We start from the raw sequence: 18411 nt of genomic DNA, 5'->3' as shown, positions 1-18411 counted from the left end.
AGTAGTAAAGTTAACGAAATATGAAGTATATTTACACTTTAAATTATAGAATATGTTTACAGATAAAGCCAATAAAATTTTTCAAGAAGTTATAGCAAAATACCATGACATCAATACGGTGGATCAAGCTTTTGAAAATGCTTACCCAAAAGACAGTTTGATAGACCACCTTTTGTATAGAAAAAGTTGGATTGATACCGTGCAGTGGCATTACGAAGATATTATTCGTGACCCGCAGATAGATCCAGTAGCAGCGCTAACATTAAAAAGACAAATTGACGCCTCCAATCAAGATAGAACCGATATGGTGGAGTATATTGACAGTTACTTTCTTGAGAAGTACAAACATGTTACTCCAAAAACAGATGCAACAATTAATACCGAGAGTCCAGCATGGGGAGTAGACAGGCTGTCTATTTTAGCTTTAAAGATCTATCATATGAATGAGGAAGCGACGCGACTTGATGCTTCAGATGCACATAGAGCGGCTTGTAATACAAAGCTTAACATTTTGTTAGAGCAGCGCAATGATTTATCTACAGCTATCGATACCTTATTGACTGATATTGAAAATGGAGACAAATACATGAAGGTATATAAGCAGATGAAAATGTATAATGATGACGAGCTAAATCCTATTTTGCGTTCTCAAAAATAAGCTTCTGCGATTACTTTTTTAGAATTTTATCAGTTCCCTTTGCATGCCGGAAAACCCTAAACATATTTTAGTTATTCGTCTTTCTGCCATGGGCGATGTGGCTATAGTAGTTCCAGTGTTACGTGCACTAACTAATCAATATACCAACATAAAAGTCACCGTACTTACTAGGCCTTTTTTTGCGCCTTTTTTTAGAAACTTAGAACGTGTCTCTGTATGTCCTGCGCACCTTAAAGGAAAACATGAAGGTGTTTCTGGACTTTACAAATTGGCACGCCAATTAAATAAAGAAAATCAGTTTTATGCTACAGCAGATTTACACAATGTTTTGAGGAGTAAAGTTTTAAGGCGGTTTTTAAAATGTAAACGGTTCATCTCTATTGATAAGGGTCGGAAGGAAAAACAAAATCTAATAAATGGGAAACGATTTAGTCAACTAAAAACAACGCATCAGCGTTATGCGGACGTATTTGAGACCTTAGGATTTCCTTTAGATTTAAGTAAGCCCACATTTCCTGATAAAGCTAATTTGAGTCCAAAAATTTCTGCTCTAATTGGGTCAAGTCAACAGCAATGGATTGGGATTGCCCCGTTTGCGGCTCACCAAGGTAAAATGTATCCGTTACATTTAATGAAAGACCTTATTGGCATACTATCTAAAACCTATAAACTCATTCTCTTTGGCGGCGGCATAAAAGAAATAGAGATTCTAGATGATTTTCAAAATGAATTTGAAAACACCATTAATATCGCCGGAAAATTAAATTTAGATGAAGAATTAGATTTAATGTCCAATCTGGATGTTATAATTTCAATGGATTCCGGTAATGCTCATATGGCGGCAATGTTAGGTAAAAAGGTGGTTACTATCTGGGGTGTTACGCATCCTTATGCAGGTTTTGCGCCATTCAATCAACCAAACCATTATGCCTTATTAGCAGATAGAGATGCCTTTCCAAAAATACCCACTTCAGTTTACGGAAATAAATGTCCAGAAAATTACCAAGGCGCTGCTGGAAGTATTTCACCAGAAACAATCGTGAATAAAGTTATATCAATTCTCTAAAAGCGTTTTGTTATCGTATGAAATACCTGAACCATATTTAATAGGTTTTAGGAACTAAACATCATCATAATCTACAACCACAGTTGAGGTTGTTGGATGCGCTTGACAGGTTAATATTAATCCCTCAGCAACTTCGCTATCTGTTAAAATATTGTTTTGTCTCATGGTCGCTTCACCTTCCGTAACGCGGGCTATACAACTACTGCAAATACCACCTTGGCAGGAGTATGGCGCATCTAAATCTTCATCTAAAGCTGCTTCAAGAATAGTTTGTTTTTGAGACATTTCGAACGTGGTCGTTTCATCATCAACCGTTACCGTAATTTTGGTTTTACCATCTGCAATAGAATCCGTATGGATATCAGCCGTTTTTGCAGCTTTAAAAAGTTCAAAGTGAATACGCGCTGCATCAACACCATGACCTGTAAGTACGTCCTTAACCAAGTGAATCATAGCCTCGGGACCACAAAGATAAAATGCGTCCACATCCACATGCTTGTGCTTGTTTTTCATTACGTAGTTAACGGTGCTCTTTTCTATACGACCAAAAATAGCATCGTCTTCATCTTTTTGACTAAATACAAACTGAATGGAAAATCGGTCTTTATATTGATGCTGAAGTTCTAAAAGTTCATTTAAAAACATCGTTTCTTCAGTAGTTTTATTTCCATAAACCAGAATGACTTTGCTATAAACTTCTTCTTCTAAAGCACATTTAATAATGCTTAAAATGGGTGTAATACCGCTACCTGCAGCAAAAGCAGCAATGTTTTTTGTTTTAGAATCATTAGGTTCAAACACAAAACGCCCCTTTGGCGGCGCTACCTCAAGAGTATCGCCTTCCTTTAATTCCTTATTTGCAAAGGATGAAAACGTACCATCACGAACTTCTTTTACGGCAACTTTTAATTCACCACTTTTTGGTGAAGAACATAAGGAGTAATCGCGTCTAACTTCCTGGTCATTAACTTCTTTCTTTAAAGTGATGTATTGTCCTGCTTTAAAACAAAAGGTGTCTTTGAGGTTTTCAGGCAAATTAAAACTGATGCTAATGGCCTTTAGAGCTTCCTTTTCAATGGCTTTTACTGTAAGTTTGTGAAATGATGACATGTAAATATTTTTGACAAAAATAGTAAAGTAGATTTGTTATTTTTTATTTTGCATGTAACAAATGGAACAAAAAGTTTACTAATCCAATAATATCATCCGATTAACACAAATAATAACCATCAAAAAACAATAAGAATGAAAAAAGTATTACTTGTATGCCTATTTATAGTTGTTATATCAGCCCAAGCTCAAGCGCAAGAAGAGACCAATTTTAAAAATGAGACCATTGAATTTCTTAAGCTTACTGGCGCTGGTGATGCTTTTGAAAAAGCCATAGGTCAAATAGGCGCTATGGTTCCAGAGGTTAATAAAGAGGCCTTTTCAAAAGAAGCTCGAGCCACATTGCCGCCGTTATACGAAAAAATGGCTGCTTTATACATGGAGGCTTTTACTCAAGATGAAATTCATGAATTAGTAGATTTTTATAATACCGATTTAGGCAAAAAGCTTGCAAGCAAACAACTGGAATTAACACAAAAGGCAATGATGTTTGGACAATCCTGGGGAATGGAAGTTCAAGGGATTGCACAAAAACATAACTAATCCGAACTATGATTAAACATTTTTTAAGCTTAGAGTGGAAACAGTTTTTTAGATCGGCTAGTTTTGGAAAAAGCCTTGCTATTAAAATATTTATGGGCTTTTTTGCCTTGTATTTTATAGCCATGTTTTTGGCAATGGGTATTGCGATGTATCCGTTATTGAAAAAAATGTTTCCAGATAGCGACCCCTTTGTTGTATTTAATGGATTCTTGTTTTTTTGGATTTTGGGCGATCTTATGATTCGGTTCTTCTTTCAGAAGCTCCCAGTTATGAGTGTAAAACCTCTACTTACACTACCAATAAAACGTAGTAAGGTGGTAAACTTTGTACTTGGCAAATCGGTGATGGCCTTTATAAATGTCCTGCCTTTATTTGCCATTATTCCTTTTGGGGTGATGCTCATTAGTAACGGTTACGATGTGGGCACAATTATTATCTGGATTATTACAATCATTTTGATCACCTTAATCAATAATTTTTTAAATTTTATAATTGAAAGTCTTTCAGCGGAAACCGAATTGTCTTTTCTACCACTTATAGTATTTGCTGGTGCGTTGTTTGCTTTAGATCATTTTAATATTATAAATATTTCTGAAGCCTTATCAAATGGAATTATGGGGATATCAGAAAACCCATTGTTACTCGTTATACCACTGCTTATATTATTGGGGTTATATCTGTATAATTTTAAAATACTGCATCAAAAGCTATTTTTAGACAGCTCGCTTAAAACCAAAGTGCAAGAGGTAAAAGCTTCTAACTTAGACTGGACGAAGAATTTTGGAGAGATTGCACCATTTATGCAGTTGGATTTAAAATTATTATGGCGTAACAAACGTGCTAAATCATCGGTTTGGATGCTAGTTTTAGGTCTGTTGTATGGCTTGTTTTTCTATCCGCAGCCTACTTATCAAGACATGCCATGGTTTTTTGCATTTATTGGCATTTTTGTGACTGGGATTTTTCTAATTAATTTCGGGCAATTTATTCCAGCTTGGGACAGTGGGTATTACAAGCTGCTTATGAGCCAGAATATTAAATACGAACAATATTTAAAATCTAAATTCACCCTCATGACACTTAGTGTGATTATTTTATTTGTACTAAGTATTCCATACGTTTATTTTGGGTGGAAAATTCTACTGGCACATTTTGCAGCGGCCATTTATAATATTGGTGTGAACACACATGTCATTCTAATTGGGGGCTCTTACAATAGAAAAAAAATAGATTTAAACCAACGCGCCGCGTTCAATTATCAAGGTACTGGTGCCGTACAATGGCTTATAGGGATTCCGTTAATGTTATTGCCATTGGCTATTTTTGGTCTGACGTATTTCTTGGTTGGATTTGAAGTCGGCTGTTTAGTTTTGGCCATATTAGGCATTATCGGTATTATCTTTCATTCTAAGCTTATGGCGTTTATTACGGCCAAATACCAAGCATCAAAATATAAAATGATCAGTGCTTTTGATCAGAACAATTAATAACAACACACATGATAATCACATCTAACTTATCAAAAAAATATAACGACAACGTCGTGCTTCATATAGAATCACTAGACATTCCAAAAGGACAAAGTTTTGGTTTAGTAGGCAATAATGGTGCTGGTAAAACCACCTATTTTAGTTTGCTGTTAGACTTAATTCAGCCTACCACGGGTTCTATAAAAAACAATAATATTTTGGTTCACGAAAGTGAAGATTGGAAACCATTCACGTCATCATTTATAGATGAAAGCTTTTTGATTGGCTATTTAACTGCCGAAGAATATTTTTATTTTATTGGGGAGTTACGCGGGCAAAACAAAGCAGATGTTAACAATCTTGTTGCTCAGTTTGAAGACTTCTTTCACGGTGAAATCTTAGGGCAGAAAAAGTATTTACGCGATTTAAGCAAGGGGAACCAAAAGAAGGTGGGTATTGTTGCAGCTCTTATAGGAAACCCAGAAGTCATTATTTTAGATGAACCTTTTGCAAACTTAGATCCAACAACTCAAATAAGACTGAAAGGCATTATCAAGGACCTGGCCCAAAAGCAAGGCGTCACCATGCTAATATCTAGCCATGATTTAATGCATGTTACCGATGTTTGTGAACGTATTGTGGTATTGGAAAAAGGCGAGGTCGTTAAAGACTTGGCTACAAGTGACGCCACCTTAAAAGAACTGGAGGTACATTTTGCTGGCTAAAAGCTTCACCAAAAGCAACTTGATTTTATAGGTAAATCCAAAAAGATGCTTATTTTTACCATTCTATATAATAATAGCTAGAGTTTCTAGTTATTTAGTAGACTAAAAATACCAGCATTGAAAACTACTTATAAGGCCATAGCTACTTTCGTATTAATTGCCATGTTAGTGATGGGTTGTTCTCGAAAAAAGGACACCTTTATTACACGTAATTACCATGCGGTTACTGCAGAATATAACGCCTTATACAATGGTTATAATGCTTTAGAGGAAGGCAGAAACAGTCTCAATTTAGGGTATGCCGATAATTATTGGGAGATTCTTCCTATCGAGCGTATGCAGATTTCAGAAGAGGTCATTCTTCCAGGTCAATCTAAAAACGAAAATTTTAACAGGGCCGAAGAGAAAGCGGTTAAGGCCATTCAAAAACACAGTATCAATTTAAAAGGGAAAGAAAAGAACCCGAAAATAGACGAGGCTTATTTACTTTTGGGTAAAGCGCGGTATTTCGATCAGCGTTTCGTGCCCGCATTGGAAGCCTTCAACTACATTCTTTATAAATATCCAGCAAGCGATAAAATAAATCAGGCAAAAATTTGGAGAGAAAAAACCAATATGCGTTTAGAAAATGACGAATTGGCCATTAAAAACTTAAAACGTCTTTTAGAACAAAATGAGCTTGAAGATCAAGATATAGCAGATGCCACATCCACTTTAGCGCAAGCCTATTTAAACACAAAATCTATAGATAGTGCTTTAGCACAATTAAAGATTGCAGGAATTGCCACAAAAAGTAATGATGAACGTGGTCGTTACAAGTTTATACAAGGTCAGCTTTATAATACTTTAGGATATAAGGACAGCGCGAATGTTGCCTTTAGTGAAGTAATTGAACTCAATAGAAAAACGCCTCGTATTTATATGATTAGTGCGCATATTGAAAAAATTAAAAATTTCGATTATGAGAATGGAAACAAGTTAGAGCTTATAGAATTAATGACAGGTCTGGAGGAAAATCGAGAAAACAGACCCTTTTTAGATAATATCTACCATCAGATTGGTGCTTATCATCTAAACAATCAATCGGATACCCTAGCAGTTGCATATTTTAATAAGTCGTTACGAACAAACACATCAGACAAACAACTTAAAGCCAGAAATCACGAAATTCTTGGGGATATGAATTTTGATAATTCGTTCTATCAAGAAGCTGGAAATTATTACGATAGTACCATGACTAATTTGGTGGTGAATTCTAAACCTTATAGAGCTATAAAACGCAAGCGTGAGAATTTAGAGGATGTCATTTATTATGAGCAAATTGCTACGGTAAATGATAGTATTCTTCATCTAGTAAATTTACCAGAACCTGAACGTCTTGCCTATTTTGAAACCTATGTTGAAACGCTGAAAGCAAAGGCAGAAGCGGATAAGGAAAAAGCGGAAGCGGCGCTACGGAACCAAGGATTGGCTACTGTGAATAATAAAATAGGCGGTGCAAAACCTGCGGGTAGCGCCAATAATCAAGCGGCGGCATTTTACTTTTACAACCCTACTACGGCAGCGTATGGAAAGAATGAATTTGTGAAAATTTGGGGAGATAGACCCTTAGAAGATAACTGGAGATGGTCTAATAGAGGGCAATCAGGAGTGCGTAATAATGCTTCAAATAATATTTTGGCCTCAGCTTCAGAAGAAGAGTTATTCGATCCGGAATTTTACATATCAAAAATCCCTTCCGAAGAAAAGGTGATAGACAGCATCTCCAAAGAGCGGAATTTTGCCTACTACCAGTTGGGTCTCATTTATAAGGAAAAATTTAAAGAATACCAGTTGGCTAAAGACAAGTTTCAGGATTTATTAAAAAGCAATCCTGAGGAACGCCTTGTGTTACCATCAAAGTATAATCTATATAAAATTTATGCTTTGTTAGATGAAGATGATGAGGCGAACATTGCCAAAACAGACATTATTGACAACTTTCCAGAATCGAGATACGCTGCCATTTTAAGCAACCCAGATTTAATAACGGCAAGAGATGAAAATAGTCCTGAAAGCTTGTATGAAGCAATTTATAAACAGTACGAGGCGCAAGAATATGTAGCAGCTATTGAGAAAGCTGAAGATTATATTAATGTATTTGATGGCGAACCCGAAGTTTCAAAATTCGAACTTTTAAAAGCGACAGCAACAGGAAGACTTTACGGCTATGAAGCTTATGAAAAGGGGATTAACTATGTGGCGGTTACTTACGCGAACACGCCAGAAGGAAAAGAAGCGGAAATTATTCAATCTTCTGTTTTACCTAGACTTAAAAACAAAGAATTTATAGAGGAAACGGATAGTTTAGCCAATAACTTTAAAATCATTTTTAAGTTTGACAGCTCTAAAAAAGAAGGCATAGCAGAATTTCAAAAAACTTTGGACGAGGTGCTTGAAAACATTCGGTATTATAACTTACAAACATCTGTGGATGTCTATAACCCAAGTACAACATTTGTTGTGATACACGGCTTTAAAAACGGGCAAATAGCAAACACATTTGACCAATTAATGACTAAAAAAGACAAGCAGAAAATAAAAGAACCTTACTTTGCAATAGCATCGGTAAATTATCAAATTATCCAGATTCATAAAAATCTGGACACCTATTTAAACATCAGTAATAATTAAATTATGTTCTCTGATAATAAAAAAGACAAAACCATGGTAGAAGGTACATCAAGTCAAAATATAATCTCCCAAGGCACTAAAATTGTAGGAGATTTTAATAGTGAAGGCGATTTCCGAATTGACGGTATCATCGAAGGTAATATTAGAACCACAGGAAAAGTAGTCGTGGGAAAAACAGGATTTGTAAAAGGCACCATGCAAGGAACAGATGCTTATTTTGAAGGCAAGTTTTCTGGAAAGTTAGCATTGTCCGGGACATTAACATTAAAAGCCGCAGCTCATATTGAGGGCGAAGTTGTAGTTGGCAAATTAGCCGTAGAACCAGGAGCCACATTTAACGTCACCTGCGTTATGAAAGGAACCGTTAAAGAAATGAATAAAAGTGGACAGCAACAACAGCAGCAACAACAAAAACAAAAAGAACCCGGGAAGCCAGCTTAAAAATGCAGCTGTTCTTATGGGAGTGGCCATTCAAATGGGTGTTACCATCTATCTCTTTGTGCTATTGGGCAAGTGGCTGGATGTAAAATTCAATGCTGGCGAAAAACTATATACTATTATTACAACACTTCTTGGGGTTGCTATTTCGCTCTATGCAGTTATTAAACAAGTTAACCGAATCAACAAATAATGCCTAATCCTTTTCTTAGTTTTACGCTTAAAGCGATCTTGCTTTTGGCGCTTGGTTTTGGAATTCATATAGGAACTCTTTATTTATTGGACTTTTCATTATTTGATAACAACATCGTATTATCTTATATAATTAATGGCATACTTATAATTTTAATTTTTGGTGTTTTGTATCTATTAAGACAAAAGCTTAAGAGTCAATTAGGCTTTATTTTTCTAATAGGGAGCTTTCTCAAATTTGCCGTATTTTTTATTGTGTTTTATCCTATTTTTAAAATGGATGGTAACATTTCAAAATTAGAATTTGCTGCTTTTTTCGTACCTTATGCAACGGGTTTAGTTTTAGAAACTACCAGTCTTAGCAAATGGTTAAATGCCTTGGAATAAATCCTTGTAAATCATCACCATAATTTGGGAAATGGGCAGGTTGTTAATCAGAAAACAGGTTCATGCCCTTAATCATAAATATGATGCCAAATATAGAATAATTCTCCTGTGAAATAAAAAGCAAAATAGTTTTTGGTTTTGATATAAAAACATACCTTTGCACCGATTTTTAAGCCACTATTATTTAAAGTGATATGCGAAGAAAAATATCTTTGAAACCAATAACATTATTACTTCTATTAATAACTTTTGTTTCCTATGGGAATGAAAGTAGCAAAAACGATGCGTCTAGCAGCGATAGAAAAACAGTAGTAAAAGACTATATTCAACATCACTTACAAGATTCGTATGACTTCAATCTGTTTTCTTATACAGCAGATACTGGAGAAGAAAAACATGTAGGATTTCCATTGCCTGTTATCCTTTGGGATAATGGATTAAAAGTGTTTTTGTCTTCTAAATTTCATCACGGTGAAACCGTTGCCAAGGTTGGTGGCAATTACTATAAAGTGCACCATTCTAAAATTTATAAAGTCGACGGATTAAACGGAGATATCATAGAAGATGAGGAAGGTCATGCGATTAATGAAAAACCATTAGATTTTTCTATCACTAAAAATGTTGTCATGATTTTTATGGTGTTCCTAATCATGTTTATTATATTTAGTCGAATGGCAAAATCATATAGAAGCAACAATGGCATGGCAAAAGGAACGGGGCGTATATTAGAGCCTATTGTGCTTTATGTACGTGATGAAATAGCTGTTCCTAACATTGGTGAAAAGCATTATAAAAGATATATGAGTTATTTATTGACCGTATTCTTTTTTGTTTGGATTGTGAATTTATTTGGTTTGACGCCTATAGGAATGAACGTGACTAATAACATTGCGGTGACTTTGTTTTTGGCGCTTTTAACCTATTTAATCACAACCTTTTCTGGAAATAAAAATTACTGGAAACATATTTTCTGGATGCCTGGTGTGCCATGGCCAATGAAAATTATATTAGCACCCATCGAATTATTAGGAACGTTTATCAAGCCGTTCGCATTAATGATTCGTTTGTATGCTAATATTACCGCAGGACACGTGGTTTTAATGAGTATTATAGGTATGATATTTCTATTCCAAAATTGGTTAGGAAGTTCATTATCGCTTTTATTGGCGTTTGTTTTAGCAATTTTAGAATTATTGGTTGCTGCGTTACAAGCGTACATTTTTACAGTGCTTTCAGCATTATACTTCGGTATGGCCGTTGAGGAACATGATGAAGCACATTAATAAATTGAATGTTTAATTAATTTAATATATATTTTTATGGAAATTCCAGCTATCGTAGGTGCAGGTTTAGTAGTAATTGGAGCAGGTATTGGTATTGGTAGAATCGGTGGTTCTGCTATGGATGCAATCGCTCGTCAACCTGAAGCTACAGGAAAAATTCAAACAGCTATGCTTATCGCAGCAGCTTTGATTGAAGGTATTGGATTTGCTGCTTTATTTGCAGTATAAAACAAACTAAGACACAGCTATAACGGTTGGTTATAGCTGTTCTTTTTAATTAAACATAAGTTTTTAGAAATATAATTATTATGGGAAAATTATTTGAAGATTTTTCATTAGGATTGTTTTTTTGGCAGGCCGTACTTTTTATAGCACTAATCTTTTTGCTAAAAAAGTTTGCATGGAAACCAATTTTAGACTCTGTAAATGATAGAGAAGAAGGTATTAAGAATGCATTAGACGCTGCTGAAAAAGCAAAGTTAGAAATGCAAAACCTTCAGGCAGATAATCAAAAATTATTAAAGGAAGCAAGAGCAGAGCGTGAGGAGATGTTGAAAGAGGCAAGAGATATCAAAAACAAATTGATTGAAGATGCTAAAGGCGAAGCGCAAGAGCAGGCTAATAAAATGATTATGCAAGCGCAAGCTGCCATTGAGAGCGAAAAGAAAGCAGCTATGGCAGAACTTAAAAACCATGTAGCAACACTATCTATAGAAATTGCTGAAAAAGTGGTGCGTGAAGAATTATCTAGCAAGGACAAACAACTCAGGTTGGTAGAGTCTATGTTAGGTGAAACAGTATTAAACTAGAAAGATAATGGCGGGAGCAAGAGCAGCAATACGTTATGCAAAAGCAGTTTTAAGTTTAACTTTAGATCTGAATACAGCAGAAGCGGTGAACAAAGACATGAAGTTGATAACGAACACCATTGCAGACAACAAAAACTTAAGAGAAGCACTTCAAAGTCCTGTAATTAGTTCTTCCATTAAGAAAAATATATTATTGGAGGTTTTTAAAAACACGAATACATCCACATTAAATCTAATTGATACTTTAATTGCGAATAATAGAATTGATATTTTAGGTCTGGTAGCGGCTAAGTACAATCAATTATATGATAAATCCAAAGGCATTGAACTAGCAACCGTTACAACAGCTATTGCCTTGACCGACGATTTAAAAAAGCAGGTTTTAGAAAAGGCAAAGCAATTAACTGGAAAAGATGTTGAAGTTGAAAATATTGTTGATGAAAGCATTATTGGTGGTTTCATATTACGTATTGGCGACATTCAGTATAACGCTAGTGTTGCAAATCAATTGAATAAATTAAAAAGAGAATTTACATTAAATTAATATAGTTTTAGGTTGGCTTAATTTCTAAAGGCTAACGGCTAAAAGCTAAAGACTAAATAAAATGGCAGAAGTAAAACCAGCTGAAATATCAGCAATCTTAAAACAACAACTATCAGGTTTTGAAGCAAGTGCTTCTTTAGACGAGGTAGGAACAGTATTAACGGTAGGTGATGGTATCGTACGTGCTTACGGATTAGCTAATGCTCAATATGGAGAATTAGTAGAATTTGATGGCGGTTTAGAAGGTATTGTACTAAACTTGGAAGAAGATAACGTAGGTATTGTATTGTTAGGCCCTTCTGTAGGTGTTAGAGAAGGATCGACTGTTAAACGTACTGAGCGTATTGCATCTATTAATGTAGGAGAAGGTATTGTTGGACGTGTTGTTGATACTTTAGGTAGCCCTATCGATGGTAAAGGACCCATTGCTGGTCAAACTTACGAAATGCCTTTAGAGCGTAAAGCACCAGGCGTTATTTTTCGTGAACCGGTAACAGAGCCATTACAAACAGGTATTAAGTCTATTGATGCAATGATTCCTGTAGGTCGTGGTCAACGTGAGTTGGTAATTGGTGACCGTCAAACTGGTAAAACAGCGGTTTGTATCGACACAATCTTAAATCAAAAAGAATTTTACGATGCAGGAGAGCCTGTATTTTGTATATATGTTGCTATTGGTCAAAAAGCATCAACAGTAGCATTAATTGCTAAAACATTAGAAGAAAAAGGCGCTTTAGCTTATACAACTATTGTTGCTGCAAACGCATCAGATCCTGCGCCAATGCAAGTTTATGCGCCGTTTGCAGGTGCTGCCATTGGTGAGTATTTTAGAGATACTGGTCGTCCAGCTTTAATTGTGTATGATGATTTATCTAAACAAGCCGTGGCATATCGTGAAGTATCTTTATTATTACGTCGTCCACCAGGACGTGAAGCGTATCCTGGAGATGTATTTTACTTACATTCAAGATTATTGGAGCGTTCAGCAAAAGTGATTAATGATGATGATATTGCTAAAGACATGAACGATCTTCCAGATTCGTTAAAACCTTTGGTAAAAGGTGGCGGTTCTTTAACAGCTTTACCAATTATTGAAACACAAGCGGGAGACGTTTCTGCATATATTCCAACAAACGTAATTTCTATTACAGATGGGCAAATTTTCTTAGATGGAGATTTATTTAACTCAGGGGTACGTCCGGCTATTAACGTAGGTATTTCGGTATCTCGTGTAGGTGGTAATGCTCAGATTAAATCCATGAAAAAAGTAGCAGGTACTTTAAAATTAGATCAAGCACAATATCGTGAATTAGAGGCGTTTGCGAAATTTGGATCAGATTTAGATGCTGTTACCTTGAATGTCATTGAAAAAGGAAAACGTAATGTTGAGATTTTAAAACAAGCACAAAATGATCCTTTTACAGTTGAAGACCAAGTAGCAATTATTTATGCTGGATCTAAAAACTTGTTAAGAGATGTGCCTGTTGAAAAAATCAAGGAATTCGAACGTGATTATTTAGAATTCTTAAAAGCCAAACACAGTGATGTTTTAGCAACATTAAAAGCAGGAAAATTAACTGATGAGGTTACAGATACGTTATCGGCTGTAGCAAAAGATTTATCAGGGAAATATAAATAGCCCCTCCCAGCCTCCCCAAAGGGGAGGAGTTAAAGGAGGATTAATATTATAAAGTATAACTAACAAAATCCCTCCCCTTTGGGGAGGTTAGGTGGGGCCAATGGCAAACTTAAAAGAAATACGTAACAGAATATCATCGGTATCTTCAACGATGCAGATTACCAGTGCCATGAAAATGGTATCTGCTGCAAAGCTAAAGAAGGCACAAGATGCTATTACAGCAATGCGTCCTTATTCAGATAAGTTAACTGAGCTTTTGCAAAGTTTAAGCGCAACCTTAGATGCTGATTCTGGAAGTAAATATTCAACCCAAAGGGATGTTCAAAAAGTACTTATTGTTGCCATAACTTCAAATAGAGGTCTAGCAGGCGCTTTTAACTCAAACATAATCAAAGAGGTTTCTAAGTTGAGTAATGAAAAGTATGCTAATCAAGAAGTATCTTATGTGGCTATTGGAAAAAAAGCCAACGATGCATTCAAGAAAACAAATCGGGTTATAGCTAATAAAAGTGAGGTTTATGAAGATTTAACTTTTGATAACGTAGCTGCCATTGCTGAATTGTTAATGGATAAATTTGTCACTGGTGAATTCGATAAGATTGATATTGTTTATAATAAGTTTAAAAACGCTGCGACTCAATTAATAACTGTAGAACAATTTTTGCCAATAGTTCCAGTTGAAGGCGCTGCCGTAAATAATGTAGATTATATCTTTGAACCTTCTAAAGCTGAAATTGTTGAGCAACTTATTCCGAAGTCATTAAAAACGCAATTGTACAAAGGGATTAGGGATTCTTTTGCAAGCGAACACGGAGCACGTATGACAGCGATGCATAAAGCCACAGATAACGCCACTGAGTTAAGAGATCAATTGAAATTAACCTATAATAAGGCACGTCAAGCATCCATTACAAATGAAATCCTTGAAATTGTTGGAGGAGCAGAGGCTCTGAACAATTAGACGAAGCTATACGAAGTCAAATTTTCAACCAGCAGAGGCTCTGAACAATTAGACGAAGCTATACGAAGTCAAATTTTCAACCAGCGGAAGCTCTGAATAATTAGCCGAAAGGCAAATATTCAATGTGCGAAAGCCTTGAACAATTGGACGAAGAGCGAATCTTCAAATAGAGGAATTAGAAAAATAATCAAGTCTCACAATCCTGAGACTTTTTTTTATGGCATCAATTTTGAAAATGGTATATTTAAATGATTAAATCAGTATTATGCAACTATTTAAAAAAATAATAGCTTTAGTTTTAATGGCCTTTGTTATGACTAGTTTTTCACAATGCGCAAGTACATACAAATTACAGAAAGAGTTGCCTCTCGAAATAGGAGCGGTTTATTATCAACATTGGGTAGCAGGTGTACAAGGCGGTGGCTCTGGGGTTAATTTGTTCATTCCCATTATGGCGAATACAAATGACATTCAATTAGATAGTGTCTATTTTCAAGGAAAACAAGTGAAGTTGGAATTTAAGAATAATTCCATTTATGTGGGGCGTTTTGCATCAAAAGTGAACCAAAAACAGGATATTATTATGAGTAGCGAGACTATAGAAGAGTATAATAACCCAATTCCCGAAATCCCAAAAAAACTACCATTTGAATTAAAAGATAATGAGTGCGTAGTAAGTTATCAAGAAGGGAATAGAACATTATACTATAAGATTTCTAAGATTACTAAAAAGGAGTCAGCTCGATATCCTAGCGTCCGACCGAACTAACAATAACATAATCTTTGGTTTACGTTAGCTAAAAACGTATTTTTAGCACTTCAAATAACCCATCATTGAGCGGACTTAAGTCTTTATTTAAACAAACATTTATTTATGGTTTAGCCACGGTACTTCCAAGAATGCTAAGCTTTTTATTGGTGCCGCTTTATACAACAAAAGGCGTATTATCCTCTGTTGCAGAGTACGGCAAAGTCTCTGTGATATTTTCATATTTTGTATTATTTAATGTGGTTTTGGCTTATGGTATGGAAACCGCTTTTTTTCGATTCTTTAATAAGGAGGATGATAAAGATAAAGTGATTGGGACATCGACTATTTCCTTGATTGTAACGTCATTAGGCTTTTTTATATTGGCCTTGATTTTTCAAAATAACATTGCTTCATTTATAGATATTGATGCTAAATACATCAACTTAGTTATTTGGATTTTGCTGTTAGATGCATTGGTCATTATTCCATTTGCGTGGTTGCGAGCTACCCAAAAACCAATGAGGTACGCCATCATAAAAATCTTGAACGTAGCGATTAATTTAGGACTGAATATATTCTTTCTAATGTTTTTAAAAGGATTGACAACAGATCATGCTTTTCTCAGTAGTATTTATAAACCAAATTTTGAGGTGAGTTATATTTTCATTGCCAATCTTGTGGCTAGTGCAGTAACCTTACTTTTAATGAGCTCCTTTTATGCCAAAATTAAGTATGTATTTAATAGTGCATTATGGAAAACCATGATGCGTTATGCATTTCCTGTACTAATTGCTGGAGTTGCTTTTTCTATAAATGAAACCTTTGATAGAATTTTACTGAAACAATTATTACCAGCAGATATTGCTGAAACCGACATTGGTATGTATTCGGCATGTTATAAAATAGCCTTGTTCATGACCTTATTTGCAACGGCTTACCGGTTAGGTATTGAACCCTTTTTTTTCAGTCACGCCAAAAGTGATAATCCTCAAAAAAATTATGCTAAAATCTTAGAATTCTTTGTGGCTTTTGGTGCTGTAATTCTATTAACCGTAGTAGTATTTGCTGATGTGTTAAAACCTATCATCGTGCGTAGCGAAGCGTATTGGGAAGCGATGTGGGTGGTACCCATAATATTGATAGCCAACTTTTGCTTGGGTATTTATCACAATCTTTCAGTTTGGTATAAAATTACAGATAAAACCAAATTTGGCGCTTATATTTCCATAGTTGGAGCGCTTGTAACATTGGTAATCAACTATATTTTTATTGAAACCTACAGTTATAAGGCGTCTGCAGTAGCTACTTTAGCAGCGTATGCCGTCATGATGGGACTTTCCTATTATTTAGGAAGAAAGTATTACCCCATACCCTATAACCTTAAGAAAATAAGCGTTTATTTGGTTGGTTCTATGGGCTTGTCTATACTTTCATTTTATCAATTTAGAGGCAATTATATTATAGGAGTTTCCATGTTAATTGTATTTTTGGGAATTGTTTATTTTTCAGAGAAAAATGAAATTAAAAGAGTATTAAAAATTAAATAAAAGTTTCTTCCCTTAGGGAAGACAGGAGAAGGGAATGAATATTAAAATCATTAATAAATCAAATCACGATTTACCACATTATGAAACGTTGGCCTCTGCCGGAATGGATTTACGCGCCAATATTTCTGAGTCAAGAGTTTTAAAACCTTTAGAAAGAAGTATTGTGGGCACAGGATTATTTATAGAACTGCCCATTGGATATGAAGCCCAAGTAAGACCACGAAGCGGATTAGCAGCAAAAAAAGGAATTACCGTATTAAATGCGCCTGGAACTATTGACGCCGATTATAGAGGCGAAATAGGCGTTATTTTGGTCAATCTTTCAAATGAAGATTTTACCATCCAAAATGGAGAGCGTATTGCACAATTAGTTATTGCAAAACACGAACGTGCAGAATGGAAAGAAACAAAAGAATTATCTGAAACCAAACGTGGTGAAGGTGGTTTTGGGAGTACCGGCGTAAAATAAACGATTAAACAAATTAACAAATCAACGAATCAACATTTAAATAATGAAAATAATAGTACCCATGGCAGGACGAGGTTCTCGTTTGCGCCCTCATAGTTTAACCGTACCAAAACCATTAATACCAGTCGCAGGTCAACCCATTGTTCACCGATTGGTAAAAGATATTGCTAAAGTTTTAAAACAACCTATCGAGGAAATCGCATTTGTGCTTGGTGACCCTGCTTGGTTTGGCGATGATGTGGTAAAAAGTTTAACGGCTTTGGCAACCGATTTAGGTGCTAAAGCGTCCATATACAGGCAAGATCTGCCTTTAGGTACGGGTCACGCTATTATGTGCGCTAAACCATCTTTATCGGGGCCAGCTGTGATTGCCTATGCAGATACTTTAATTCGAGCTGAATTCGATTTGGATCCCACCGCAGATAGCGTTATTTGGACAAAACAGGTAGATAATCCAGAAGCTTACGGTGTAGTCAAGTTAAATGCCAATGATGACATTGTCGAATTGATAGAAAAGCCAGAAACATTTGTCAGCGATCAAGCGGTTATAGGGATTTATTATTTTAAGGACGTGGCTGTTTTAAAAGATAAATTGCAAGAAATTCTTGATGAAAACGTTATGAATGGTGGCGAGTACCAAATTAACGATGGTATTAAGCGCATGATGGCTGATGGAAAGGTATTTAAAACAGGAACTGTTGATGAGTGGATGGATTGTGGAAATAAAGCCATAACCATCGAAACTAATCAACGCATGTTAGGGTTTTTAAAAGGGGATGGCGAAGAAGCATTGATTTCAGAATCGGTTACCTTAGAGAACTCTAAAATTATCGAACCCTGTTTTATTGGTGAAAATGTCGTGCTAATAAACACAACGGTTGGTCCTTACGTTTCCGTTGGGAATAATACCATTATTGAAAATTCAATCGTTAAAAATAGCTTAATACAAACACATACCACTATTAAAAACGCTAATTTAGATAATGCGATGATAGGGAATTACGTGAATTATGATGGTGACTTTACAAGTATTAGCATTGGTGATTATTCGGTATTGGAATAAATTCCTGCGAAGGCAGGAATCTCATCAAACAGAGTTTGGTACATATTTTGAAATATGTAGTCCTGTCGAGTAATATTGAAATCA

At 35.4% G+C, this 18411-nt stretch carries 20 protein-coding genes; 19 read left to right on the top strand and 1 reads right to left on the bottom strand.

Translation table 11 applies throughout. The features are described 5' to 3' along the window. The first annotated feature begins 52 nt into the window (after window positions 1-52). Complete coding sequence (locus tag FAF07_RS07165) at window positions 53-658, top strand: DUF4254 domain-containing protein (protein ID WP_142784453.1); 606 nt, start codon at window positions 53-55, stop codon at window positions 656-658. A gap of 43 nt (window positions 659-701) precedes the next feature. Then, the gene (locus tag FAF07_RS07160) at window positions 702-1724 is read left to right on the top strand and encodes a glycosyltransferase family 9 protein (protein ID WP_246067799.1); all 1023 of its coding nucleotides are present in this window, start codon (window positions 702-704) and stop codon (window positions 1722-1724) included. 54 nt (window positions 1725-1778) lie between these two features. Here the strand turns inward: FAF07_RS07160 and FAF07_RS07155 are convergent, their stop codons facing one another. Continuing rightward, on the bottom strand, window positions 1779-2834 hold the full coding sequence (locus tag FAF07_RS07155) for a ferredoxin--NADP reductase (RefSeq protein WP_142784452.1): 1056 nt from the start codon (window positions 2832-2834) through the stop codon (window positions 1779-1781). Between the two features lie 135 nt (window positions 2835-2969). On the opposite strand from FAF07_RS07155, the gene FAF07_RS07150 reads away from it, so the two are divergent. The 17 genes from FAF07_RS07150 to FAF07_RS07070 all read left to right on the top strand — a co-directional run bounded on the left by FAF07_RS07150 (window position 2970) and on the right by FAF07_RS07070 (window position 18327). Then, window positions 2970-3377 (top strand): DUF2059 domain-containing protein, encoded by a 408-nt coding sequence (locus FAF07_RS07150; RefSeq protein ID WP_142784451.1) that lies wholly within the window; start codon window positions 2970-2972, stop codon window positions 3375-3377. An 8-nt stretch (window positions 3378-3385) separates the two neighbouring features. Then, window positions 3386-4864: a DUF5687 family protein gene (locus FAF07_RS07145; RefSeq protein ID WP_142784450.1), complete on the top strand. Its 1479-nt coding sequence runs from the start codon at window positions 3386-3388 to the stop codon at window positions 4862-4864. An 11-nt stretch (window positions 4865-4875) separates the two neighbouring features. Then, window positions 4876-5571, top strand: a complete 696-nt coding sequence (locus FAF07_RS07140; RefSeq protein WP_142784449.1) for an ABC transporter ATP-binding protein — start codon at window positions 4876-4878, stop codon at window positions 5569-5571. A 117-nt stretch (window positions 5572-5688) separates the two neighbouring features. Beyond that, on the top strand, window positions 5689-8244 hold the full coding sequence (gene porW, locus FAF07_RS07135) for a type IX secretion system periplasmic lipoprotein PorW/SprE (protein ID WP_317130341.1): 2556 nt from the start codon (window positions 5689-5691) through the stop codon (window positions 8242-8244). 3 nt (window positions 8245-8247) lie between these two features. Next, the gene (locus tag FAF07_RS07130) at window positions 8248-8685 is read left to right on the top strand and encodes a bactofilin family protein (protein WP_142784448.1); all 438 of its coding nucleotides are present in this window, start codon (window positions 8248-8250) and stop codon (window positions 8683-8685) included. 16 nt (window positions 8686-8701) lie between these two features. After that, window positions 8702-8875, top strand: a complete 174-nt coding sequence (locus FAF07_RS07125) for an AtpZ/AtpI family protein (protein ID WP_142786563.1) — start codon at window positions 8702-8704, stop codon at window positions 8873-8875. Then, window positions 8875-9261 carry a hypothetical protein gene (locus FAF07_RS07120; RefSeq protein WP_142784447.1) on the top strand — a complete coding sequence of 129 codons (387 nt, stop codon included), beginning with the start codon at window positions 8875-8877 and terminating at the stop codon, window positions 9259-9261. The genes FAF07_RS07125 and FAF07_RS07120 overlap by 1 nt, the downstream gene beginning before the upstream one ends. Window positions 9262-9455: 194 nt before the next feature. Then, window positions 9456-10544, top strand: coding sequence for a F0F1 ATP synthase subunit A (atpB, locus tag FAF07_RS07115; protein ID WP_142784446.1), 1089 nt, complete (start codon window positions 9456-9458; stop codon window positions 10542-10544). A 36-nt stretch (window positions 10545-10580) separates the two neighbouring features. Further along, window positions 10581-10772 carry an ATP synthase F0 subunit C gene (gene atpE, locus FAF07_RS07110; RefSeq protein ID WP_142784445.1) on the top strand — a complete coding sequence of 64 codons (192 nt, stop codon included), beginning with the start codon at window positions 10581-10583 and terminating at the stop codon, window positions 10770-10772. 80 nt (window positions 10773-10852) lie between these two features. Continuing rightward, a complete protein-coding gene (locus FAF07_RS07105; protein WP_142784444.1) occupies window positions 10853-11353 on the top strand; it encodes a F0F1 ATP synthase subunit B in 501 nt (166 codons plus the stop codon). A 7-nt stretch (window positions 11354-11360) separates the two neighbouring features. Further along, a complete protein-coding gene (atpH, locus tag FAF07_RS07100; protein WP_142784443.1) occupies window positions 11361-11897 on the top strand; it encodes an ATP synthase F1 subunit delta in 537 nt (178 codons plus the stop codon). 61 nt (window positions 11898-11958) lie between these two features. After that, window positions 11959-13536 (top strand): F0F1 ATP synthase subunit alpha, encoded by a 1578-nt coding sequence (gene atpA / locus FAF07_RS07095; RefSeq protein WP_142784442.1) that lies wholly within the window; start codon window positions 11959-11961, stop codon window positions 13534-13536. 100 nt (window positions 13537-13636) lie between these two features. Beyond that, entirely contained in the window at window positions 13637-14497 is an 861-nt protein-coding gene (gene atpG / locus FAF07_RS07090) for an ATP synthase F1 subunit gamma (RefSeq protein ID WP_142784441.1), read from the top strand. Between the two features lie 265 nt (window positions 14498-14762). After that, window positions 14763-15266: a hypothetical protein gene (locus tag FAF07_RS07085; protein WP_142784440.1), complete on the top strand. Its 504-nt coding sequence runs from the start codon at window positions 14763-14765 to the stop codon at window positions 15264-15266. 65 nt (window positions 15267-15331) lie between these two features. After that, window positions 15332-16795, top strand: coding sequence for an oligosaccharide flippase family protein (locus FAF07_RS07080; RefSeq protein ID WP_142784439.1), 1464 nt, complete (start codon window positions 15332-15334; stop codon window positions 16793-16795). Window positions 16796-16829: 34 nt separating this feature from the next. Next, window positions 16830-17264: a dUTP diphosphatase gene (gene dut / locus FAF07_RS07075; protein ID WP_142784438.1), complete on the top strand. Its 435-nt coding sequence runs from the start codon at window positions 16830-16832 to the stop codon at window positions 17262-17264. Window positions 17265-17307: 43 nt separating this feature from the next. Then, window positions 17308-18327: a sugar phosphate nucleotidyltransferase gene (locus FAF07_RS07070; RefSeq protein WP_142784437.1), complete on the top strand. Its 1020-nt coding sequence runs from the start codon at window positions 17308-17310 to the stop codon at window positions 18325-18327. Window positions 18328-18411 lie beyond the last annotated feature (84 nt).

This window comes from Changchengzhania lutea (assembly GCF_006974145.1).
GTDB lineage: Bacteria > Bacteroidota > Bacteroidia > Flavobacteriales > Flavobacteriaceae > Changchengzhania > Changchengzhania lutea.
Note: the sequence above shows the minus strand (reverse complement) of the source record. Positions and strands in the feature narration are given on the sequence as shown.